This window comes from Streptomyces sp. NPDC020898 (assembly GCF_044333925.1).
Taxonomy (GTDB): Bacteria; Actinomycetota; Actinomycetes; order Streptomycetales; family Streptomycetaceae; genus Streptomyces.
In genome coordinates, this window is record NZ_JBIRRV010000003.1 from 47,493 (window position 1) to 68,061 (window position 20,569).

The 20,569-nt window shown below is 71.0% G+C and carries 21 protein-coding genes; 4 read left to right on the top strand and 17 right to left on the bottom strand.

The features are described 5' to 3' along the window. Positions 1 to 3: 3 nt before the first annotated feature. From ACH4TV_RS11310 to ACH4TV_RS11320, 3 genes are read left to right on the top strand one after another with little or no spacing between them, the layout of a single operon-like run. Entirely contained in the window at positions 4 to 1,527 is a 1,524-nt protein-coding gene (locus ACH4TV_RS11310; protein ID WP_398396678.1) for a TIGR03773 family transporter-associated surface protein, read from the top strand. Then, a complete protein-coding gene (locus ACH4TV_RS11315; protein WP_398396680.1) occupies positions 1,520 to 2,269 on the top strand; it encodes an anchored repeat-type ABC transporter ATP-binding subunit in 750 nt (249 codons plus the stop codon). The genes ACH4TV_RS11310 and ACH4TV_RS11315 overlap by 8 nt, the downstream gene beginning before the upstream one ends. After that, positions 2,266 to 3,147, top strand: a complete 882-nt coding sequence (locus ACH4TV_RS11320; protein ID WP_398396682.1) for an anchored repeat-type ABC transporter permease subunit — start codon at positions 2,266 to 2,268, stop codon at positions 3,145 to 3,147. The genes ACH4TV_RS11315 and ACH4TV_RS11320 overlap by 4 nt, the downstream gene beginning before the upstream one ends. A gap of 86 nt (positions 3,148 to 3,233) precedes the next feature. Here the strand turns inward: ACH4TV_RS11320 and ACH4TV_RS11325 are convergent, their stop codons facing one another. From ACH4TV_RS11325 to ACH4TV_RS11405, 17 genes are all read right to left on the bottom strand, one after another. Further along, positions 3,234 to 4,007 carry a class I SAM-dependent methyltransferase gene (locus tag ACH4TV_RS11325; RefSeq protein WP_398396684.1) on the bottom strand — a complete coding sequence of 258 codons (774 nt, stop codon included), beginning with the start codon at positions 4,005 to 4,007 and terminating at the stop codon, positions 3,234 to 3,236. A 93-nt stretch (positions 4,008 to 4,100) separates the two neighbouring features. Further along, the gene (locus ACH4TV_RS11330; protein ID WP_398396686.1) at positions 4,101 to 5,318 is read right to left on the bottom strand and encodes an aminotransferase class V-fold PLP-dependent enzyme; all 1,218 of its coding nucleotides are present in this window, start codon (positions 5,316 to 5,318) and stop codon (positions 4,101 to 4,103) included. Position 5,319: 1 nt separating this feature from the next. Then, positions 5,320 to 6,639 carry a pyridoxal-phosphate dependent enzyme gene (locus ACH4TV_RS11335; protein WP_398396688.1) on the bottom strand — a complete coding sequence of 440 codons (1,320 nt, stop codon included), beginning with the start codon at positions 6,637 to 6,639 and terminating at the stop codon, positions 5,320 to 5,322. Next, positions 6,636 to 8,105, bottom strand: coding sequence for a Y4yA family PLP-dependent enzyme (locus ACH4TV_RS11340; RefSeq protein ID WP_398396690.1), 1,470 nt, complete (start codon positions 8,103 to 8,105; stop codon positions 6,636 to 6,638). Before ACH4TV_RS11340 ends, ACH4TV_RS11335 begins: the two co-directional genes overlap by 4 nt. A gap of 157 nt (positions 8,106 to 8,262) precedes the next feature. Continuing rightward, complete coding sequence (locus ACH4TV_RS11345) at positions 8,263 to 8,676, bottom strand: hypothetical protein (RefSeq protein ID WP_398396692.1); 414 nt, start codon at positions 8,674 to 8,676, stop codon at positions 8,263 to 8,265. Further along, positions 8,673 to 9,479: a class I SAM-dependent methyltransferase gene (locus ACH4TV_RS11350; protein ID WP_398396693.1), complete on the bottom strand. Its 807-nt coding sequence runs from the start codon at positions 9,477 to 9,479 to the stop codon at positions 8,673 to 8,675. Before ACH4TV_RS11350 ends, ACH4TV_RS11345 begins: the two co-directional genes overlap by 4 nt. A gap of 64 nt (positions 9,480 to 9,543) precedes the next feature. Further along, positions 9,544 to 9,885, bottom strand: coding sequence for a DUF5713 family protein (locus ACH4TV_RS11355; protein ID WP_398396695.1), 342 nt, complete (start codon positions 9,883 to 9,885; stop codon positions 9,544 to 9,546). Positions 9,886 to 9,958: 73 nt separating this feature from the next. Beyond that, positions 9,959 to 10,765 (bottom strand): class I SAM-dependent methyltransferase, encoded by an 807-nt coding sequence (locus ACH4TV_RS11360; protein ID WP_398396697.1) that lies wholly within the window; start codon positions 10,763 to 10,765, stop codon positions 9,959 to 9,961. Next, on the bottom strand, positions 10,762 to 10,953 hold the full coding sequence (locus ACH4TV_RS11365) for a hypothetical protein (protein WP_398396699.1): 192 nt from the start codon (positions 10,951 to 10,953) through the stop codon (positions 10,762 to 10,764). The genes ACH4TV_RS11360 and ACH4TV_RS11365 overlap by 4 nt, the downstream gene beginning before the upstream one ends. Before the next feature lie 26 nt (positions 10,954 to 10,979). Beyond that, a complete protein-coding gene (locus ACH4TV_RS11370) occupies positions 10,980 to 12,815 on the bottom strand; it encodes an ABC transporter ATP-binding protein (RefSeq protein ID WP_398396701.1) in 1,836 nt (611 codons plus the stop codon). After that, a complete protein-coding gene (locus tag ACH4TV_RS11375) occupies positions 12,812 to 12,937 on the bottom strand; it encodes a hypothetical protein (protein ID WP_398396703.1) in 126 nt (41 codons plus the stop codon). Before ACH4TV_RS11375 ends, ACH4TV_RS11370 begins: the two co-directional genes overlap by 4 nt. A gap of 2 nt (positions 12,938 to 12,939) precedes the next feature. After that, positions 12,940 to 13,578 carry a hypothetical protein gene (locus ACH4TV_RS11380; RefSeq protein WP_398396705.1) on the bottom strand — a complete coding sequence of 213 codons (639 nt, stop codon included), beginning with the start codon at positions 13,576 to 13,578 and terminating at the stop codon, positions 12,940 to 12,942. Then, positions 13,575 to 15,437 (bottom strand): alpha/beta fold hydrolase, encoded by a 1,863-nt coding sequence (locus ACH4TV_RS11385; protein WP_398396707.1) that lies wholly within the window; start codon positions 15,435 to 15,437, stop codon positions 13,575 to 13,577. The genes ACH4TV_RS11380 and ACH4TV_RS11385 overlap by 4 nt, the downstream gene beginning before the upstream one ends. 216 nt (positions 15,438 to 15,653) lie before the next feature. Continuing rightward, entirely contained in the window at positions 15,654 to 15,941 is a 288-nt protein-coding gene (locus ACH4TV_RS11390) for a hypothetical protein (protein ID WP_319094485.1), read from the bottom strand. 203 nt (positions 15,942 to 16,144) lie between these two features. Then, on the bottom strand, positions 16,145 to 17,560 hold the full coding sequence (locus tag ACH4TV_RS11395) for a phytoene desaturase family protein (protein WP_398396710.1): 1,416 nt from the start codon (positions 17,558 to 17,560) through the stop codon (positions 16,145 to 16,147). Positions 17,561 to 17,782: 222 nt separating this feature from the next. Then, positions 17,783 to 19,012, bottom strand: coding sequence for a sensor histidine kinase (locus tag ACH4TV_RS11400; RefSeq protein ID WP_398396713.1), 1,230 nt, complete (start codon positions 19,010 to 19,012; stop codon positions 17,783 to 17,785). A gap of 213 nt (positions 19,013 to 19,225) precedes the next feature. Then, positions 19,226 to 19,915, bottom strand: coding sequence for a response regulator (locus ACH4TV_RS11405; RefSeq protein WP_398397744.1), 690 nt, complete (start codon positions 19,913 to 19,915; stop codon positions 19,226 to 19,228). A 253-nt stretch (positions 19,916 to 20,168) separates the two neighbouring features. On the opposite strand from ACH4TV_RS11405, the gene ACH4TV_RS11410 reads away from it, so the two are divergent. After that, positions 20,169 to 20,471, top strand: a complete 303-nt coding sequence (locus ACH4TV_RS11410; protein ID WP_398396716.1) for a response regulator transcription factor — start codon at positions 20,169 to 20,171, stop codon at positions 20,469 to 20,471. Positions 20,472 to 20,569 lie beyond the last annotated feature (98 nt).

A 20,569-nucleotide genomic window follows, 5' to 3' on the forward strand; every position in this document is an offset into this window, starting at 1 on the left:
GGCATGCGGAGAGTTCAGGGGGTCGCGGTGGTGGTGGTGATCGCGGCCACCACGGCGGGGGGCGCGGTCGCTGTCGCGGACGACAGTACGGCGGGTGCGGCAGGGGCGGGACTCGGCCGGATCGTCTACGCGGACGGGGTGCTGACCCTGGATCCGGCGGACGGCGCCCATGCGATCGGCGTCGGCGACGCCGGTGTGGCGGACGCTTCGGCGCCCGGGTGGGACACCACCGGTGTACCCGAGGGGGCGGTGGCCGGCGACACCGTGCGGTGGTCGCTGGCCGGGCTCGACGGTCCGGGCGACCTGAAGGTGTACGCAGCCGACGACGCGCTGTTGTTCGACAGCGCCGACGATGTGGCCGACGAGCACGAGCTGCCGGTGGGCCGGCAGGGCGACACGCGTTGGGAGTTCAGCCAGGACGGCACGTACCAGGTCATCTTCACCGCCGAGGCCACGGCCGCGGACGGGCGGGAGCTGTCCGTCGGAACCGTGTACACGGTGGTGGTCGGGGACGCGGCGGACGAAGAGGACACGGACGAGCCGGTCGCCGAGGAGACGCCCGCTGAGGCGGCGCCGACACCGGCGACGGGCGCGAAGACCGTGCCGGCGGCGGCCGAGACCCAGCGGCGCACCGCCCTGGCCGCCACCACGGCTGCCACCGACGTCGTGTCCGACAAGAAGATCCTCGACGAGGGCCACGTCGATTTCGCCGCTCGCGTTGTCGCCAACAAGCTGCAGATTCACCTCAAGGACGGCACGGTCTCGGGGAAGACCACCTGGCGGGAGCCTTCCTCGGTGGTCCTCCACGTCAAGCCCGCGGCCAAGAACACCCTTCCGGACAGCGAGGAGTTCGCGTTCCTCGGGAAGGGCGGCGACCCGGTGTGGCTGCTCGACCAGGTGCAGCAGGAGGGCCTGCTGTGGCCCGGCTGGTCGACGGACAACATCGAGGCGGGCAGGACCAAGGGGGGAGTGGAGTTCTCGCTCACCGCGGTCGAGGGGCCGGGCGCCTACGCGCTCTACACGTACGACGCGATGTCCGGCGCGAACATCCTGTTCAACAGCAAGGACGGGGTGCCGGACTCCTTCCCGGTCGCGCAGAACACGCACGCGCACGGCGGGTGGGCGTTCACCAAGGAGGGCACGTACCGGCTGACCTTCAGGATGAGCGGGACGCTGGCCGACGGAACGAAGGCCTCCGACACCGAGACGGTGACGTTCGCGGTCGGCGACACCGACCCCGGCACGGTGACGCCGGGCGACGGCTCCGGCGAGGGAACCTCCGGGACTCCCGGGGCTCCCGGCTCCTCCGCGACTCCCGGGCCCTCCGATTCCGCGTCGTCGGACGCGTCGGGCTCCTCGTCGGGCGCCGGTTCCACGGGCGGCTCCTCGACGGGCGGCTCCAGCGGTTCGATGGCCTCCACGGGCGCCGGCCAGGCCGTACTCCTGGGCTCGGCCGCCGCAGCGCTCACCGCCGTCGGCGCCGGGGCCTTCCTCGCCGCCCGGCGCAGGAGGACCGCACGTGGCTGACAGCGCGGGCCCACTGCTGCGGGTCACCGGCGCGACCGTCGTACTCGGCGGACGGACGGCCCTGGAGAAGGCCGACCTCTCCGTCGACGCGGGTGAGCTGGTGGGCCTCATCGGACCCAACGGCGCCGGCAAGACGACCCTTCTGCGTGCCGTCCTCGGCCTGGTTCCGCTGGCCGCGGGGGCGGTGACCGTGGAGGGAGGGACCGGGCGTGGGGTCGGGCGGCTCATCGGGTACGTGCCCCAACGGCACGAGTTCGCCTGGGACTTCCCCATCGACATCGCCGGCGCCGTCCTCACCGGCCGCACCCGGCAGATGGGCTGGCTGCGCCGCCCGGGCTCGGCGGACCGGGCGGCGGTGGACGAGGCGCTGGAACTGACCGGGCTCACCGAACTGCGCCGGCGCCCCGTCGGCGAGCTCTCCGGCGGTCAGCGGCAGCGGGTCCTGGTGGCCCGCGCCCTGGCGGCCGGCCCGCGCATCCTGCTCCTCGACGAGCCGTTCACCGGTGTCGACGTACCCACGCAGGAGCTGTTGAACGAGCTGTTCGGCCGGCTGGCCGCAGAAGGGAAGGCGCTGCTGATGACCACCCACGACCTGGCGGCCGCCGCCCGTACCTGCCACCGGGTGGCGCTGATCAACCGCACGGTCGTCGCCGACGGCGGCCCCGAACTCCTCGCCGATTCCCACCAGATGCTGCGGGCCTTCGGCCTCGACCAGGCGATCGGCACGGTGACGGCGTCATGAGTGACCTCCTGGCCTTCCTCACCGACCCCTGGCAACTGCCGTTCATGCAGCGGGCGTTCGCCGTCGCCGCGATCATCGGCCTGGTGTGCGGGGTCGTCGGTGTGTACGTCGTGCTGCGCGGTATGGCGTTCATCGGTGACGCCGTCGCCCACTCCGCGTTCCCGGGCGTCGCCCTCGCGTACGCCTTCGAGGGCAACCTGCTCCTCGGCGGCGCCGCGGCCGGCATCACCACGGCCGTGCTGATCGCCTTCGTCTCCCAGAACCGGCGGCTGAAGGAGGACACCGTCATCGGTGTCTTCTTCGCCTTCGCCTTCGGACTGGGCATCGTCCTGGTGTCCACGCGCGACAGCTGGACGACGGACCTGTCCTCCTTCCTGTTCGGACAGGTCCTGGCGGTCAGCGCCTCGGACGTGTGGACCGTGGCCGCCATCGGTGCCGTACTCGTGCTCGTCGTCCTGGCGATCGGCAAGGAACTGGTCGCCGTCAGCCTGGACCGCGAGACGGCACGCGCCGCGGGACTGCCGGTGTTCCGCCTCGACCTCGCGCTCTACATCGCCGTCACCGCGACGATCGTGATGTCCCTGGAAGCGGTCGGCAACATCCTCGTCCTCGCCCTGCTCATCACCCCCGCCGCCACCGCCCGCATGCTCACCGAACGGCTGTGGGCGATGACCCTGCTGGCCTCGCTCATCGGCTGCGCGGGCAGCATCGCGGGCCTGTACGTGTCGTACGCCTACGATCTCGCCGCGGGCGGGTCCGTGGTCGTGGTCCTCACCGGCCTGTTCGTCGTCACGTGGTGCCTGGCTCCCCGGCACGGGCTCGTGGCGAAGCTCGTCCGGCGCCCGGACACAGCCGTCCCGGTACCCGCCGGACGGTGACGGACCGACGGCCGGCCCCCGAGCATCATGGGGGCCTGCCGTCGCGTTCACCGGGCGGGGATCGAGTGCCGCGTACGGCGCTTCGCCTATCGGGTGGCCACTACGACGTAACTGCTGCCGTACTGCCAGACCGGACCGGCATGCGCGAATCCCGCCTGCCGCAGCAGCCGTACGTGCGCGGACAGCGGCAGGCCGGGGCCGGTTCCGGCACCCGTGCCGTCGCGTGGCTGCCGGCGGTGGCGTTCGGCGAGGAGGTCGGCCAGCTCCGGCTCGTCGTCCACGGAGGCCCACCAGGAGTCCCAGTCCTCGTGGGCGAACACGTGCTGCCGCTCCGCCCAGCGCCGTCCGATGTGGTCGGCGATCCCGGCGACTTCGGAGCGGTTCTCGGGCGGCAGGTGGTCGCCGTTGATGAGGACGCCGCCGGGGCGCAGCAGCGCGGCGAGTTGTTCGTACGTGCGGGACAGTTCGTCCGGAGCCAGGTAGTGCAGTGCCGTCGTGGAGACGGCCGCGTCCAGCGGGCGGTCCAGGCCCAGCGCCTGGATCCAGCCGGTCCCGCCGATGACCGTCTCGACATAGCGGGCGGCGGTGCCGTGGTGCGTGCGGGCCAGTTCCAGCAGCAGGGGGTCCATGTCGACGCCCACGATCTCCGCGTCCGGCAGGCGCAGGGACAGCCGTGCCGCGAGAGATCCGGGGCCGCAGCCGAGATCGAGTACGAGAGGCGAGGCGGAATCCTCGGCCGTGATGTGCTCGACCACGTCGGCGATCACCGCGAACCGCTCCTCGCGGCCGACCGCGTACCGCTGCTGCTGGCGTTCCCAGCGTTCCACCCACAGCTCGGCCGTCGCCATGCTCAGCCCCATCCGGTCGCGCCACCCTCGCTGTTCGTGCCTGTTTTCCGGAACTCGCCAGCACCCTACAGGTGAAAACGGTTCCCATTCACACTAGGCGGTGTTTCAGCGAAGGGAGGCAAGCACGGCCACCAACCGGTCGATTTCCTCAGGCGTGTTGTACACGTGCAGGCTGACGCGGACGGAGCCGGTCTTCTCGCCCGCGCTGCCCTGGCAGTGGTTGTCGGAGCGGACCATGAAACCGTGGCTGAAGAGGATGAAGCCCAGGTCGCCGGAGGCGATGTCGCGGTGCCGGAAGGTGACGATGCCCTGGCGCTGCTGGACGGGTGAGCCGGCGGCGAGGCTGAGCTCGCAGCCGAGGATCTCGTACGGGTCCAGGTGGCGCAGTCCGTCGGTGAGCCGCGCCGCCAGGGCTGTCGTCCAGCGCTCGATGCGGTCGATTCCGGCGGCCTGGAGCCAGTCGAGCGCAGTGCCCAGGGAGACGATGCCGGTGGTGTTCGGCGTGCCGTTCCAGCCGCCGGGTGCGAGGGCCGGTCCGCGCGCCTGCCGGGCCCACACCGCGCCCGTACCGGGCAGGGCCAGGGCCTTGTGCCCGGAGAAGACGACGAAGTCGACGTCCAGGTCGGCTGTGGACACCGGCAGGTGGCCGACGCTCTGGGCGGCGTCGAGGCAGATGACCGCGTCCGGGCCGACCGCCTGCCGGATGCGGTGGACGTTCATGTTCCCGCCGTAGACGTGGTGCACGTGGGTGGCGGCGACGAACCGGGTGCGCGGTCCCGCCAGTTGGGCCAGCGCGACGTGGTCGTAGTCGTGGGAACCGGCCTGGTACGGCATCCGGAGAACGCGGACGTGTGTGCCCTGGGCGGCCAGGAGCCGCTGGGTCTCCAGCCAGGGCGCGATGTTGGCCTCGTGGTCGGCGACGGGGACGACGATCTCGTCTCCATCGGTGAGGTACGACGTCAGCCAGTCGCGCGCGATCGTGCGCAGCCCCTCGGTCGTGCCGCTGGTGAAGTGGACGCCGGAGCGTTCCGGAGCCGGGTCGGACAGGAACTCCTTGACGCGGTCCCGGGTCCGCTCGACGAGTTCGGTGGTGCGGTTGGCCCAGGTGTAGGTGCCGCGGCCGGCGTTGGCGTTGGAGGTGGTGAGGTAGGTGTGGACGGCGTCCAGCACGGCCTGTGGCTTCTGGGCGGTGGCGGCGCTGTCCAGGTAGGCCAGTTCGGGATGGGCCGTGATGATCGGGAACTGGACGCGCAGCTCGTGCTGCCAGTCCCGCAGGTCCTCGGGGAAGGCCATGCCGTTGCCCCGGGTCGAGGTGACGGTCATGTCAGTCCCGTACCAGGGGCGCGCCGGCGTCGCGCCAGGCGACGATGCCGCCGGCGAGGCTGCGGACGTCGGGATGCCCCATGTGGGTCAGCAGCGCCGCGTACTGGGCGGACTTCTCGCCCACCGGACAGGCCAGCAGTACCGGCCGGCTCCGGCTGAAGGGCAGGCCGCCCCGCAGGAGTTCGTCGAACAGTTCGTCGACGAAGTTGACCGCCCCGTCGATGTGCAGCGCCGCGTACGCGAACGGGCTGCGCAGGTCGACCACGAGGGGCCCGTCGGTGGCGATCCACCGCTGGGCGTCCGCCACACCGATGGCCGGGGCGGCGCTCACCTCGGCGGCGGACAGGTCGGCCAGGGAGTTCTTGCGGCGGGGCCGGCCCAGCAGGTCGGGCCGCCGCTGCCGGACGTAGCTCAGATAGCTCTCGACACGGTCGCAGACGATGAAGACGGCCGTCTGACGCTCCGTGAGCTCGGCGTCCAGCTCGCGCAGGTGGCGGACCGCTCCGAAGTAGGCCGCGCCGCCGGTGGGGCCGGCCAGCATCCCGCAGCGGCGGACCAGGGTGAGCATCCCCTCGATGGCCTCGTCGGCGCTCACCGTCCGCATCGTGTCGTACGTGTCCGGGTCGAACAGGCCGACCGCGTGGACCTCGTCGATGGTGCGGATGCCCGGGATGAAGTCGGACTTGGCCCCGACCAGCCCGACGACCCGGACCGCCGGGTCGTGCTCGCGCAGCACCCTGGCCACGCCGGTGGAGGAGCCGGCCGTGCCCACGCAGGCGATGAACCAGTCCGGGGCCCGGCCGTCCAGGTCCTTGACGATCTCCGGGCCGGTGCCGGACATGTGGGCCTCGGTGTTGCGGGGGTTGAAGTACTGGTCGGTGTGCAGATACGCGCTGCCGGACTCGGCCAGCGTGCGGTGGAACAGGGTCAGCGGGTCGTCGGTCGCGGTCGGGTCGAGGCATTCGCTCTGCCCCGGCAGCTCCTCGATCTCCGCGCCCAGCAGCAGGAGCAGGTCCTTGATCTCCGGCACGCGCATACGGTTGGTGACGCTCTTGAAGGTCAGGCCGTGCATCCCGGCGATGACGGACAGGGCCTTGGCCGTGTTGCCGCTGGAGAGCTCGACGAGCTGGCTGCCCTGCTCCACCGCGTCGGCGAGGTGGGGGCGCGCCATGTTCCAGGCGGTCCGGTCCTTCACCGACCCGAAAGGGTTGAGCATCTCCAGTTTGGCGAACAGGTCGATGTTCCGCAGACCGGTGACGGCGGGGTCGATGCGCACCAGCGGGGTGTTTCCTATGACCTCGGTGATGCTGTCGTACCTCACTGCTGTCCCTCCGAGGGCGTCGTCGGCCAGTACTGTTCGTCGAGGCTCCACCGCCATGAGCCGGCGTCCTGCCAGGCGGCCACCTTGCGGGCGACGGGCTGGTGTTGTGCGCGGCCGGCGTGGAAGTCCATGGCGTATCCGGCGGTGTTGGCGAAGGCCAGCAGATCGCCGGGCTCCGGCCGTCGCGGAAGGAAGACCGTCCTGCGGGTGACCATGTCGGTCTCCAGACAGAGACTGCCGAAGAGATGGACACCGACGGGCCCGGGATCGGCGCGGACTCCGGCGCCGTCCCTGGGGACGACGACAGGATCCATCAGCACCCCGTGCTCCTCCAGGGCCATGTCGTCGGCCTTCAGCGCCAGCCGTACCAGCAGAGCACCGCCCGCACCGGGATCGCGTACCTCCAGCACCTTCGCCAGAGTGATCCCGCACTGGTCCACCAGGGCACGCCCAGGTTCTGTGTACAGGTCGTGCAGGTTCTCCAGCAGCAGGGCGGCCAGTGGGCGGCCCCCCAGCGACGCGGCGGGCTGGGCCAGCAGTTCGTCCAGATACCGCTCACCGGCGACCGGCCGGTGAGCCGGGTACAGCCCCAGCGTCCCGCGCAGCGTGCCGCCCTCGTTGCGCAGCCCGTAACCGTGCCCCTGCCAGGTCAGGGGCGGGCGCCTGCCCAGGACGGCTTCCGTGAGCTGCGTCGTGTACCGCTCCCACTGCCCCTGGTCGGCAAGGTAGTTGACACCGAATCCGCCACCGATGTCCACGGCCCGCGGACGCAGTCCCCGGCTGCGGCACTCGTCCAGGACATGGAGACAGCCCTCCAGGGCCGTCGCCTTCTCGGTGAGGCTGGTCGTGTCCAAGTGGTAGGCCACACCGGTCACTTCGACCGTGTCGCTGTGCCGTTCGGCCATCTCCAGCAGGGTGTCCAGTTCGCGCACGGGTGAGCCGAAGCGACTGCGCCGGCTCAGCACCCGCACGCCGGCCGTCTCGAAGCCCGACAACCGCAGCAGGACGCGGGCCCGGGGGAGGGCGTGCTTGCGGACGAGACCGGTGAGCTGGTCCAGCTCACCGGCCGAGTCGACGCTGACGGTCACTCCGGTGCGGGCGGCCAGCCACAGGAACTCCGGGTTCTTGGGCCCGGTGGCCATGATCCGGTCGGCCACGAATCCGGCGCCGAGAGCGTGCTGCAGCTCGCCCAGGGATGCCACGTCCACGCCCGCGTCCGTCGCGGCGAGCCGTCGCAGCAGGGCACTGGACCGGTTGGTCTTGTGCGCGAAGAAGACCTGGCCCGAGAGGCGGTGCCTGCGGTACACAGACCGGAAGCGGTCCAGATTCTCGGCGATCTGGTCGGGCACGAGTACGTTGAGCGGTGACCCGAGCGCGTCCGTGAGCATGTGCAGGAAGCCGGGGGCCCGCAGCAGGGACAGTAACCGGCCACCGAGCCGGGGTTCCAGGTACAAGGGGCTGCCCATGCGTGTCCCTCCCCCGGACGACCAAGGCCCGGCATACCGAGCGGGGTCGGCACTTTCTCCCGCGGTTCGCCGTATAGCACCTTTCCCTCAGGTGCGCTCCCTTACGCCCCGAGGCGCCGGTGTCGTCCGGCAATGGCTGGGACGGTGACCGCCGCCGTTACGACTCCGAGCCGTGCGAGGGACGTACGGCCAGCAGGCGAGGCGGCGGGCGGAGCCCTTGGTGCAGGCCCTCCGCCAGCCAGGCGCCCAGGGCTTCGGCCTGCGTGGGATCGATGAGCGGACCGAAGGCCACAGCGGGCCCGAGTGGCTTACGGTCCCGGGTGCACGGCTGGACGACCACGCGGTGGCCCGTACGTGGCACCTGGTTGCCCTCGTGGTGCGGGCACCGCAGGTGCCGGCCCAGGCAGCCGGTGGCGACGAGCACCCCGAACGGCACCTTCTGGGTGGCGCCGCGCAACGCTTCGAGGACGCGGCCGTCCGCCGCGCCGCAGCCGTTCTCGGCCCGGCAGACCGCGGCTGTGAAGCCTTCGGCGGTCTCCCGGCCGGCGGTGTGATGCGGCCTCTGGGTCATGCCACGGCCGTCCCGGTCAGGATCCGGACGTCCAGGTCCCGCACCCCGTCGGCCTCCAACGCGGCGGTGAAGCGGGCGCGGACGCGCTCCACCGCGTCGGGGGACAGTCCGTTCAGCAGGGCGCGCGTGCCGCTGCCCACCGCGAGGTCCCAGGCCGTCGTGGCCGTGAGGGGGACGGCGAGTTCCCGGCGTACCACCCGGGGATCACTCAGCCCGAGGCTCTCGAGCCAGGCGGCCAGCCCGTCAGCGGTGTCGATCCGGGCCAGTTGGTCCGACTGCGGCGACCCCGGCCATGCGCGCTCGGTCTCGACCGTGCCCTTGAACGCCTTCCCCCAGCCGCCGAGGGCCCCCTTCTCCCATACGGTCACCGCGAGCCGCCCGCCCGGCCGCAGCAGCCTTGTGAGTGCCGCCGCGTCGCGGTCCATGTCGGGGAAGAAGAACACGCCCAGCGCGCACTGCACCAGGTCGTAGTCCCCGTCGGGCGCCGCCCACGCCGTGACGTCGTGCCGGTGGAAGCGCAGGTTCGTCAGGCCGTCCTGCCGAGCGCGCCGCTCGCCGAGCGCCACCAGAGCCCCGGAGAGATCCACCGCATCGACCAGTCCGCCCGGGCCGACCGCACGGCCCGCGGGAAGCGCCGATGCGCCGGCTCCGCAACAGGCGTCGAACACCCGCTCGCCGTCGACCGGAGCCGACGCATCCACCGTGGCCTGACCGACCGGGTCCCACAGCAGGGGCGACCAGTTGTGGAACTCCTCGGCACCCGCGCTGAACACCTCTCCGATCGTGGCCGGTTGTGCGGTCATCGGAACCCCCAACGCAATTGAAACGATTGTCGTTATCGTCAACGTACTGGCGGGGAGCCCTCGCTCACCAGTCCCGGGTGGCGATCAGCTCCTCTCCGTCCGCGTCCGCGAAGCCGTAGGCCGACGCGACAAACCAGAAGTCCTCGCCGATCGCCTCGCGCGCCACCGTCTCGATCTCACTCCCGGCCGCGTCGAACGCCGCCTCCAGCAGGTTGAACTCCTCCGTCGCGGCCTGTGTGAGCACATACAGGGCGGTCAGGTCCGACGGTTGCTCGGCCTCGATCCGCTCGCACAGCCGAAGCAGAATTTCCTTGCCCCTGTCGACGACGTGATCGGGGTAGTACGTGTCCGTGTACAGCGGCTGCAGAAACGCATGCCCCGCCGCCTGCTCGTTCGTGATCGCCATGACGCCCCCACCCGGTAGAAGAACTGACGCGCCGATCATGCAGCAGACCACTGACAAAGGACGTTCCCGTCTCTCAGGGCCGGGGTGACGACGGCCTGACGTAGGTGCAGATCGCCAGCGGTGAGTGCGGGTCGTAGGGTTCCGCGTCGGCGGGCCAGTCGCCGAGGCGGGTTTCCGGTTCGAGGCCGGCGGCGCGGGCGTAGGCGTCCATCTCCTCCGGTGTGGTCAGGCGGGAGACCTCGGTGCCGACGCGGGTGGTGCCGTCGGACTCGTACCAGACATGGGAGAGGTGCCACAGCGAGCCCTCGGGCAGCAACACGGAGTGGCTCTGCAGGCCGGTACCGGGCTCCGGGTACGGCGTGAAGTACGTGGCGCGGCTGCGGCCCTCGTGCAGGGCGACGACGGCCGCCTTGTTGTGGGTCTCGATGACGAGCCGGCCGCCGGGGGCGAGCAGGTCGGCGGCGCGCTGCACTGCCTGTTGCTGTTCCTCGGGGGTGAGCAGCATGGACAGGGTGGCGCAGACGCAGTACACGAGCCCCACGGTGTGGTCGGCGGTGTAGGTGCGGATGTCGGCGTGCACGGCCTCGACAGGGGTGTCGTCGGTGAGGTTGCGGCGGAGGACGCCGAGCATCTCGGGCGAGGAGTCGATGCCGGTGATCGTGCCGACGTGGCGTGACAGCGGCAGCGCGATCCGCCCGTTGCCGACGCCGAACTCGACGGTCCCCGAGGCCGGGTCGGGGTGCAGGGAGGCCAGGCGCTCGACCTCGGCGACGACGGACGCGTCGTCGGGGAACAGCCGGTGGTACCAGCTGTCGAACTGCCGCCCGTAGCCGATGTCGTCGATGACGGCGGTCGTCGTGGGCTTGGTGAACGTGCTCATGGGTGCTGCCTCCGCTTCTTGGATGGGGTGTGCCTCGGGTGGCTGTTCCGTCTGGCTTGCGAGCAGGCGCCGAACAGGATCATGACGGCGGCGCCGATGACGGCGGGGGTGCTGACCGCTCCGGTGGCGATCAGGAAGCCGACGATGCCGACGGCCACCACGAGCGGGGTCAACAGGAAGTCGTTCATCAGGTTCTCCTGCCGGGATCGATGGATCAGGGCGCCACGTCGCTGAGTTCCTGGAGCCGGGCGAGCCGGCGGTAGAGGTCGCTGTGCCGGTGGAGTTCGCCGTGGGTGCCGACGGCGTGCACCTGTCCCCGGTCGAGTACGACGATCTGCTGGGCCTCGGTGACGGTGGACAGCCGGTGGGCGATGGCGATGACCGCGCAGAAGCCGGAGATCATGGTGATGCTGTCGCGCAGCGCGTTCTCCGACTCGGTGTCGAGGTTGGCGGTGGCCTCGTCCAGCAGCAGGAACCGGGGCGCCTGCAGCAACGTACGGGCGATGGCGAGGCGTTGGCGCTGGCCGCCCGACAAGCCGGCGCCCCGGTCGCCGAGTTCGGTGTCGAGGCCCTGGGGCAGCGCGCCGATCACCTCGGTCAGGTTGGCCATGCGCAGCGCCTCGGCGATGTCCTTGTCGTCGGCGTCCGGCGCACTGTAGGTGAGGTTGTCGCGGACGGTGCCGCGCAGCAGGGTGTGGTCCTGGTCGACGTACCCGACGATGGACCGGAGTTGGTTCAGGGGCAGGTCGGTGATGTCCGTGCCGTCGATGCGGATCGCCCCGGACACCGGGTCGAAGAGCCGCTCGATGAGCTGGAAGACGGTGCTCTTGCCCGCCCCGGACGGGCCGACCACGGCGGTGAGGCCGGTGGCGGGGACCGTGAAGGAGACGTCGTCGAGGACGAGCTTGTCGGTGCCGGGATAGGAGAAGGCCACCTTGTCGAAGGCGAGTCCGCTGCCGTACGTGGGGCCGCCGGGGCGGTTGCTGCGCCTCCGGTCCGCCGGGTGGTCCGCCGTCCTCTCGCCCTCCACCTCGATCCTCCCGAGCTCCGCCAGGCGGTCGATCGACGCCCTGCCGACCTGGAACTGCGCGATGGACGTGAACAGCGTCAGCAGCGGGGCCACCAGGTAGAACAGATAGAGGATGAAGGCCGTCAGGTTGGCGGCGGTCATGTCGCCGGTCGCGGTGCGGGCCGCGCCCAGAGCGATGACCACGGTCAGGGCGAGCTGCGTGCCGATGCTCATGGTGGGGTCGAGGAGCGACGACAGCACCGTCACCTTGATCCCCGACTTGCGGGCCTGTTTCGCGATGTCCGCGATGCCCTCCGCCTCCCGGCCCTCGGCACGGGACGCCTTCACGGTCGGCATCGCACCGAGCACCCGCAGCAGCGCGGAGCCGAAGTTGCCGGTGTCGGTCTGGTTGGTGATCGACACCTTCCGCACCCCGCGCGCCAGCCACAGCGAGATGACGCTGGTGACGCCGAGACAGCCCACCGTCGCCAGGAGCAGCACCTCGTCGACCCAGGCCATCAGCGCGAGGCCGCCGACGACCAGGAAGCCGTTCTGGATGATGCTGTCGATGGCGTGCGTCATCGTGGTGCGGGCGAGGAGCGTGTCGCTGACCATCCGGGCGAACACGTCGCCCTGCTTCCAGCCGCTGTACGCACGGAACCGGGAGCGCAGCAGCCGGGAGGCGAGGTTGCTGCGGATGTCGTAGACGATGTTCTCCCCGGCGAGCCCGATCACGTACGAGTGGAGGGCGCCGAGGATGGCGTCGACGGTGAACAGGACGGCGGCGAGCAGGATGGGTTCGGTCACCGGTTGTCCGGCCTCCACGGTGGCGACCAGGGCGCCGATGACCGCGGGCTGGGCCAGGGACGCCGTGGCGCCCAGCAGGCCCAGCAGGATGCCGAGGGCGATCAGTTTGCGGTGCCGGCCGAGCGCCCGCCACGGTTTGGCGCCCTTGCCCCACAGGAGATGGAGATGGAGCTGCGGGACCGCCCGGTGCACGGCCCGCGGCCTGGCCGGGGGCCGCGGGCCGGTGGGGCTCACTCGGAGTCACTCCCGTCCTGCTCGCGTCCGCGGAGGACCTGGACGTACAGGAGGGCCGCCCTGACGAGGCCGACCCCGACCAGTGCGAGGCCGGTGAGGAAGAAGGGGTTGTCGAAGCTCATGGTCAGGCCCTCGCTTCTGTCTTGGAAGAGGCGGGCGGTGCGGACGGGGCGGCCGGGGTGAGCGGAGTGGCCGGGGCGTGCGGGTCGAGCGGGACGAACGGGGAGACGAACATCAGCCGGGGGCCCTGGCGCAGGTCGTAGCCGGTGCCGGAGGCCAGGGCGAACTGGAAGCCCCTGACGTCGTCGGGCGGTGTGTCCTCGGCCGCGATACGGGTGCGGACGTGCTCGGTGATCAGGCGGTAGCCGGGGGTGTGGGCGGCGGCCGCGAAGCCCTGTTCGAGGCGCGGCAGGATCTCCTGGCACGCGTCGAAGACGGACTTGTCGGCGCGGCGGGTCGGGAACCAGACCAGGTGCATGGGCTTGCGGTCGACGATGCCGCTGGCGTCGCGCCAGGTGGAGGCCGTACCGTCGCCGCTCACCGTGCGGTAGAGGAAGTGGTAGTCGTGCATGGCCGGGTGCGGTGCGAAGAACCGCCAGTTCGGCAGGAGCGAGAAGTGGTCCCGGGTCCGGACCCGGCTGAAGTCGTGGTGGGGGTGCTGGCCGGCGAAGGTCAGCAGGAGCACGGCGGCTCCGGCGATCCGCCAGGGGGCGCCCTCTCCGGTGAGGGCGTTCCTCAGTTGCGGGCGTGGCAGGGATTTCATCGGGCGCTCTCCTTCCGGCCGACGGGGCGGGAGGAGGAGGCCGGGGCTGTGGGGGTCCGACGGCCGAGGTCGTCGAAGAACGCGATGACGCGGTCCGTGACCTGGTTCGCGTAGCGGCTGGTGATCAGCATGGTCTCGTGGGTGGCGCCCTCGATGACCACGGTTTCGGTGCGCGCGTCGGCATGGGCCTCGGCGAGTTCCCTGTGGAGCAGCAGTTGTTCGGGGTTGCGGTCCACGGTCCGCTGGGCCGAGACCACGAGCGCGGGCACGCCCTCGATCCGGGCGAGCGCGCCGGTGAAGGACTTGAAGTCGGCCCGGATCGCCTTCCATTCACGGCGCGCGGCCTCCCACATACGGGCGTCCGCATACTGCGCGAAGACCTTCTTCCGGTAGGCGTACGGCAGTTCGCCGATCCACGCCGGGCGGGTGACGAGGATGCCGGTGCCCAGCCGCAGCGCCCGGCTGACGGCCGTGAGGTTACCGGCCAGGCCCTTCTCGCTCGCGCCCAGTCCGCTGGTGAACTGGCCGGGGTGGGAGGAGTCCAGATAGACGATGCCCTGGAGCCGGTCGCCCAGGTGGCGGGCGGCGCGGCGGGCGAGCTCGCCCCCGATGGAGTGGCCGACGAGGATCACCTTGCGGTCCGGGGCGACGGCGCCGTTCACGAGATCGACGAGATCCTGGACGGACTCCGACAGCCGGAAGGCCGTCGTGGCGTGCCGGTGGCTGCCGGCGTATCCGGCGCGGGCGTAGGTGATGACCCCGTACCGGGTCTCGTAGCACAGGCGCTCGGCCATCCACGCGTAGTGCTCGCTGGTCGACAGCAGCCCGCTCGCCAGCACGACGACCGGCTGCTGGGGATCGCCCGGCGAGTACTCCTCGTACTGGAGCAGGTTCCTGCTCCGGGTGGTCAGCGTGCGGGAGGTGTGCCAGCCCTCGGTGGTGCGCAGGCGCCGTCGCACAGCGGTGGCGGCGGCTGCGACGGTGCCGCCCGCGAGAGCGGCGACCGCGGCGGTCAGCGCACGGTCGTCGCGGCCGGCGATGGTGGGGTGGGACCGGGGGGCGGCGGTGTAGGCGACCAGGGGGTGGAACGCGGGGAAGGCGGTCACGAACCTGCTGAGACCCATGAAGTAGCCGTTGGCCACGTGGAAAGCGGCGGCACTCGTGATCATGGAGCGGGTCAGCTTGCCGCCCCTGGCGTAGACGAGCGGGAAGGAGCACTCCAGTGCCAGCACGCTGTGCGTGAGCACCTTGGCGGTCTTCGGGTGTTCCTGGGTCCACCGGTGCATGCCCTCGTGCCCGTACGTACGGGTGCGCATCACGCCGCCGAGCGCGGTGGCGTCGCGCCAGGGCTTGCCGAAGAGCTTGACCCAGCCGGAGATCGCGTAGGCCATGTTGGCCTGGAGGGCGGCGTACCACAGCAGCGCGTCCTTGGCCGCGGGCGAGGGCACCAGGCGGGCCGCGCCGGTGGCCAGCTGCACCAGCGTGGCCACCTGGTCGGAGCCGTCGCCGCCGTAGTGGTGGCGCGGGGAGAGCAGGGCGGACGACGCGCCGAGGAAGACGTTGCCGGCGCCGCGCCAGCGCGAGTCGCCGGGCAGCAGCATGCCGACGGCCACGGCGGAGCGGGCGGCGTGCAGGGCGGTCGTGGTCCGTACCCCGCTGACGCCGTCGACCAGACGGCGCGTCAGAGGGCCGGCCCCGGCCAGGTACTGCCGGGCGACCTCCCAGTCGTTCATGCCGCCCTTCTCTATGTCCTTGCGCTGGGTCAGGTACTCCAGGGAGGACTGCAGGCTGGACACCGCGGCCAGCCGCTCGGACATGCCGATGGCGCGATCCCTGCCGACCGGAGCCGGTCCGAACACCGCAGAGGTGATCCTTCCCGGAATGACGGGAGGAGTTTTTCCGCTTATGCGGCCACTGAATTTCACGGGCCCCTCTTTCGTGGTAGCCTCTTGTTGCGATTTATTTGCCTCAAGGCACACCGCCGGGCCAGAACACACCTCTGGCCCGGCGGTTTTTTCATGCACTTCGCCGATCAGTTCCTGACAGCCGCGGGGAGTGAGGCTGTGCGGAGCGGATCAGACAGCGCCGCCGACGGCCGCGGCCTGCGCGTTCGCGGCGTTCGCGACGGCGTTGTTGGCGTCCACCGCGGCGTTGTTGGCCTCCACCGCGCTGGCCGCGCCGACCACCTGGCCGACACCGCCGGCGACCTGAGCCAGGTCCCCCAGGGCGGCGAGCGCGTTGAGGGCGTTGGCGCCGTTCACCCGGCCGATGCGCGGGGTGCCGAGGGTGGGACGAGCCGACGCGAGGATGACACCCTCCACGGGGAGGTCCATACGGTCCATCGCCTTCGCAATGCTGCTCATTTTCTTTTCCCTTTCGTTTCGAGGGCTTCGGAGAACCTTTTTCCGTGCCCTTCGAGAAAGAACACTACGGGCGCCTCCAGGGGCCTCACATCCTGAAAATTGACGAATTTCGGAGTGACGGAGTTCACAGTGAGCGGGCGGCGCGAAAAAGGCCCGGACCGTGTGGTCCGGGCCTTCTCGGAGAAGGACTTATCCCTTATCGCTTATCCGCGAAGTCGGCGCAGCGCCGACGCGGCCGCGTTCGCGCCGCACATGCCGTGGGCGCCGGCTCCCGGTGGCGTCGCGGCGGAGCAGATGTACATGCCCGGCACGCCGGTGCTGTAGGGGTCGAGTGCGGCGCGGGGGCGCAGCACGAGCTGGAAGGCGGTGTTCGCCCCGGCGACGACGTCACCGCCGACGTAGTTCGGGTTGTACTCCTCGAAGGCGGCCGGGGAGCGGACGGCCATGTCCAGGATTCGCTCGCGGAATCCGGGGGCGAACCGTTCGATCTGCGCGACGACCGCCTCCGTGGCGTCGCCGTCGTAGCCGTGCGGAACGTGCGCGTACGTCCAGACCGGGTGGACATCGCCCTTGGAACGCAGCGGATCGGCCAGGTACTGCTGGCCGACGAGCACGAAGGGCCGCTCCGGCATGCGCCCGGCGTGGATCGCCCGCTCGGTGCCGGCGACCTCCTCGTAGCTCCCGCCGAGGTGGACGGTGCCGGCCCGGCGGGCCGCCTCGGCGGTCCAGGGCACCCCTTCCTGGACGGCGAAGTCGACCTTGAAGGCGCCGGGTCCGTGACGGTACCGGCGATAGGCCCGGGCCACCCGCCCTGGCAGCCGGTCGCCCAGGATGTCGGCGACCGCGCGCGGTGTGAGGTCGAAGAGGACCACGTCGGCCGGGGGCAGATCGGCCTGGGAGCGCACCCGGACACCGGTCTCGATCCGGCCGCCGAGCTCCACGGTCAGGGCCGCCAGCGCGTCGCTGATCGCCCGGGAGCCGCCCGAGGCCACGGGCCAGCCGTGCCGGTGGCCGGCGGCGATGATCGTCAGGCCGACAGCGGCGCTCGCCGGCCGGTCGAACGGGCGGAAGGCGTGCGCGGCCACCCCGGCGAAGAGCGCGCGGGTGGTCCCCGACCGCCACAGCCGGGCCACCGCGGCCGTGGGCAGCAGGGCCTGCGGCCCGAACCGGGCGAGGCGCAGAGGATGCCGCGGCAGATGCGTGAGCGGCTGCATGAGGTCCTCGGCGAGCGCGTCGTAGCCGTCCACGAGCGGCTGGAACACCCGCCGCCAGTTGCGTCCGTCCACCCCGCCGAGGCCGTCGGCCGTCTCCTGCACCGACCGGTGCAGGACGCCGGCCCCGCCGGAGTCCAGCGGGTGCGCGCAGTCGATGTCCGGCAGGCACCAGGTCAGGCCGTGGCGGCCGAGGTCGAGGCCGCGCAGGAACGGGGAACCGACGGCCATGGGGTGGGTGGCGGAGCAGTGGTCGTGCAGAAGTCCCGGGGTCAGTTCGCTGGTGCGCGTGCCGCCGCCGATGGTGTCGGCGGCTTCGAGGACGGTGACCTCGACACCCTCCCGGGCGAGGAACACGGCGGCGGCGAGACCGTTCGGGCCGCTGCCCACCACGACGGCCGTACTCATGTGGCTCCCGCGTCTGCTCGAAGAGGGGCACCGGTCCGCCAGTTCGCGAAGTGGCGGACGGGAAATGGTGGACCGGGCCCTCGAAAGGACGGGCCCGGCCCGGGCCGTTTCACCACTCTGCGGAACGTGAGAAGGCCGTCCCGGCACCTTTGGGTCTCCGACACTAGAGGGCGGGCCCGCGCGGCACATTCGTAGAATTGCCTAATTCACGCCCCGGATCGACTAGCCCGCGTCCCAGTTCATCTCCGGCTCGGGTTTCGTCCGGCCGTGCCGTCTGGCGTGGCGGCCGGATTGCGGGCGGGGTGGGGGAACCGGGTCGGGGGACTTTTCGGCGCCGGGGAGCGCGGCTTCCGCGAGCAGGGGGAAATGGGCGATGAGCCACCAGCCGCCGTCGTCGGCGGAGCCCGCGGTCAGGGCGCCGCCGACGGCCTCCGTGCGTTCGCGCAGACCGATCAGCCCGTAGCCACCGTGGCCTCCCGTTGGTCGGGAACCCCGCCTCGTGGAGCCGGTGTTGTACACGTCGACCCGGAGCAGGTCGTCGCGGGTGCGGTGGACGCGCACCGTCGCCTGGGCACCCGGCGCGTGCCGTCGTACGTTGGTCAGCGCCTCCTGGACCACGCGATGGACCGCGGAGCCCACCTCGGGCAGCAGACTGCTGCGCAGGGCGGCGCCGGTGATCTCGAGCTGTGCGGTCGAGCCGTCACCCTGGCCGCTGAACGCCGAGACCAGTTTGGTGAGTTCGGCGTACGGCTCCTCCGGGCGCTCGATGGTGGTCTGCTCGCCTTCCTCGCGCAGTACGCGGATCAGCCGGCGCATGGAGTCCATGGTCCGCTGCCCGGCTTCGGCGATGTTGCCCAGGATGGGGCCGACCTGTTGGGGCGAGCTCTGGTGAATCACCCCGGCGGCGTGAGCCTGGGCGATGATGCCCGTCACGTGATGCGCGACGAAGTCGTGCAGTTCCCGGGCGAGTTGCACCCGCTCGGCGAGCCTTATGGAGGCGATCGTACGGATGCGCCGGGCGTCCAGGGTGCGCAGATAGCAGCCCGCTCCGATCGCCCCGCCGACGGCGAACGTCAGCAGGAAGGGATAGGTGAGGGTGATCGCGGTGCCCCCGGTGCGCAGGGGTTCGTCGATGACGCTGACCCCCATCGCGGCGGCCAGTGCCAGGGCGACGCCGGGCCGGGCGACGTTGCGGCAGGAACGGGCGAGCAGGACCAGCATGCACGCCGTCTCCAGCAGCCCCCACTCGGGCATGGCCCACCCCATCAGGCAGGTGCTCAGCGTCACCGTCGTCGAGACGGCCGCGGCGATCCCCGCCCGCAACTCGGTGCTCAGCCGCGATTCCGGCGCGAGCACCAGTGCCAGAGCGAGGGGGCCGGTCACGAGTGGCAGCCAGTCGAGGAGGCCCTGCTGCCGGGACCCGATGATCCCCAGGTCGAGCAGCCACAGCACGCCCAGAGCCGGGTACAGGGCGCGGTGGTTCCACCCCTGCAGGGGTAACCGAGGTGGCCTGAGATGTGGCTGGGTCGCTCGTGCCGAAAGTGCCGCGAGTGACGAAGTTGTCATACAACCGGAGATTAGGCATGTGCATGCTTGCCTGGCAGGGAGTGGATCGATCTGTGGGCAGTGACACAGATCGATTACAGAACCTTCACGGAGTTGCCGTCAACGTCCTGTCCGGACGGTTCCGTTGGCCCAGGCCCATGCGGCCACCTCGACGCGGTTGCGTACGCCGAGCTTGTGGTGGATGTGGCCCAGATGCGTCTTCACGGTGGACAGGGACAGGCACAGCTCGTCGCTGATCTCCTGGTTGGTGCGGCCCACCGCCACCAGCCGGGCGACCTCCAACTCCCGGGCGCTGAGCGATGATTCGGGAACGCCGGTACCGTTCGCCGGCGCCGACGCCCGTTCCTCCAGCTGCTTCAGCAGCCGCAGGGTCACCGCGGGCGAGACCAGCGCGTCACCGCGCGCCGCCGCCCGCACCGCCTCGACGAGCAACGCGGGGGTGGCGTCCTTCAGCAGGAAGCCGCAAGCTCCGTTGCGCAGGGCCACGTTGAGGTAGTCGTCCTGGTCGAAGCTGGTGACCACCACGACCTGGGTCGGGTACATCGCTCCGGGGCCGGACAGCAGCCGCGTCACTTCCAGCCCGTCCAGCTTCGGCATACGGACGTCCACCAGACACACGTCCGGCCGCAATGTGCGCGCCAACTCCACGCACGCAAGCCCGTCGGCGGCTTCTCCGACCACCTCGATGCCTTCCTGGGCGTCGAGGATAAGACGGAAACCGGCCCGGACCAGATCCTGGTCGTCGGCAATGATTACGCGCGTCGAGGTGCGGCTCACGCGGCCGAGCATGCCATGGATCACGTCGCAGGTCCGGCCGTCCGCAGAATACCGACGGGCCAAGTGGCCCTAAGGGACGGGCGGTTGGCGCGTTCCTTACGGCAGAGCCGCTTCGGCGGAAGGACCGAGGCCGATCGGCCGATGACCGCCGCGAGGTATCGGTCCAATGGTCGATGGCCGGGGCCCCGATGGCAGGGCAGAGTCACCACGCACCACGAGGACGATCTCGCGGGTCCTCGACCCCCCTCCGAACAAGGCAGGCACCATGGCAGTGGACAGCTCTGGCCGGCTCAGCACCCGGGAACTGGAGATCCTTCTTCTGGCAGCCCACGGAATGTCGGACGCGGACATGTCCCATCAGCTGTCGATCTCACCTCGAACCGTGGCTTCCCACATGCGCAGCGTCCGGGAGAAGCTGTGCGCGAAGAACCGCACGCATCTCATCGCGACAGCACTGCGCGCCGGAATCCTCGCCCTGCGGACGGACCGGCTGGACCGGCTGGACGAAACGTTCCGCCTGACGGGGCAGAGCAAGGTCCGCGCCCAGCCCGTCGGCATCGCGTGGTGACTGACCGCGTACGCCCGGCCGGGACGGCAGGGGCCGTGGGGGCCGTTGTTTCACGGGATGTACACAGAAGCTCATCGGATCTTTAAGTTTCAAGCGCT

Coding starts and splice junctions, on each gene's coding strand:
- ACH4TV_RS11310 (WP_398396678.1), top strand. CDS start 4: ATGCGGAGAGTTCAGGGGGTCGCGGTGGTGGTGGTGATCGCGGCCACC.
- ACH4TV_RS11320 (WP_398396682.1), top strand. CDS start 2,266: ATGAGTGACCTCCTGGCCTTCCTCACCGACCCCTGGCAACTGCCGTTC.
- ACH4TV_RS11325 (WP_398396684.1), bottom strand. CDS start 4,007: ATGGGGCTGAGCATGGCGACGGCCGAGCTGTGGGTGGAACGCTGGGAA.
- ACH4TV_RS11330 (WP_398396686.1), bottom strand. CDS start 5,318: ATGACCGTCACCTCGACCCGGGGCAACGGCATGGCCTTCCCCGAGGAC.
- ACH4TV_RS11340 (WP_398396690.1), bottom strand. CDS start 8,105: ATGGGCAGCCCCTTGTACCTGGAACCCCGGCTCGGTGGCCGGTTACTG.
- ACH4TV_RS11345 (WP_398396692.1), bottom strand. CDS start 8,676: ATGACCCAGAGGCCGCATCACACCGCCGGCCGGGAGACCGCCGAAGGC.
- ACH4TV_RS11350 (WP_398396693.1), bottom strand. CDS start 9,479: ATGACCGCACAACCGGCCACGATCGGAGAGGTGTTCAGCGCGGGTGCC.
- ACH4TV_RS11355 (WP_398396695.1), bottom strand. CDS start 9,885: ATGGCGATCACGAACGAGCAGGCGGCGGGGCATGCGTTTCTGCAGCCG.
- ACH4TV_RS11360 (WP_398396697.1), bottom strand. CDS start 10,765: ATGAGCACGTTCACCAAGCCCACGACGACCGCCGTCATCGACGACATC.
- ACH4TV_RS11365 (WP_398396699.1), bottom strand. CDS start 10,953: ATGAACGACTTCCTGTTGACCCCGCTCGTGGTGGCCGTCGGCATCGTC.
- ACH4TV_RS11375 (WP_398396703.1), bottom strand. CDS start 12,937: ATGAGCTTCGACAACCCCTTCTTCCTCACCGGCCTCGCACTGGTCGGG.
- ACH4TV_RS11380 (WP_398396705.1), bottom strand. CDS start 13,578: ATGAAATCCCTGCCACGCCCGCAACTGAGGAACGCCCTCACCGGAGAG.
- ACH4TV_RS11390 (WP_319094485.1), bottom strand. CDS start 15,941: ATGAGCAGCATTGCGAAGGCGATGGACCGTATGGACCTCCCCGTGGAG.
- ACH4TV_RS11395 (WP_398396710.1), bottom strand. CDS start 17,560: ATGAGTACGGCCGTCGTGGTGGGCAGCGGCCCGAACGGTCTCGCCGCC.
- ACH4TV_RS11405 (WP_398397744.1), bottom strand. CDS start 19,915: ATGCTCGGCCGCGTGAGCCGCACCTCGACGCGCGTAATCATTGCCGAC.
- ACH4TV_RS11410 (WP_398396716.1), top strand. CDS start 20,169: ATGGCAGTGGACAGCTCTGGCCGGCTCAGCACCCGGGAACTGGAGATC.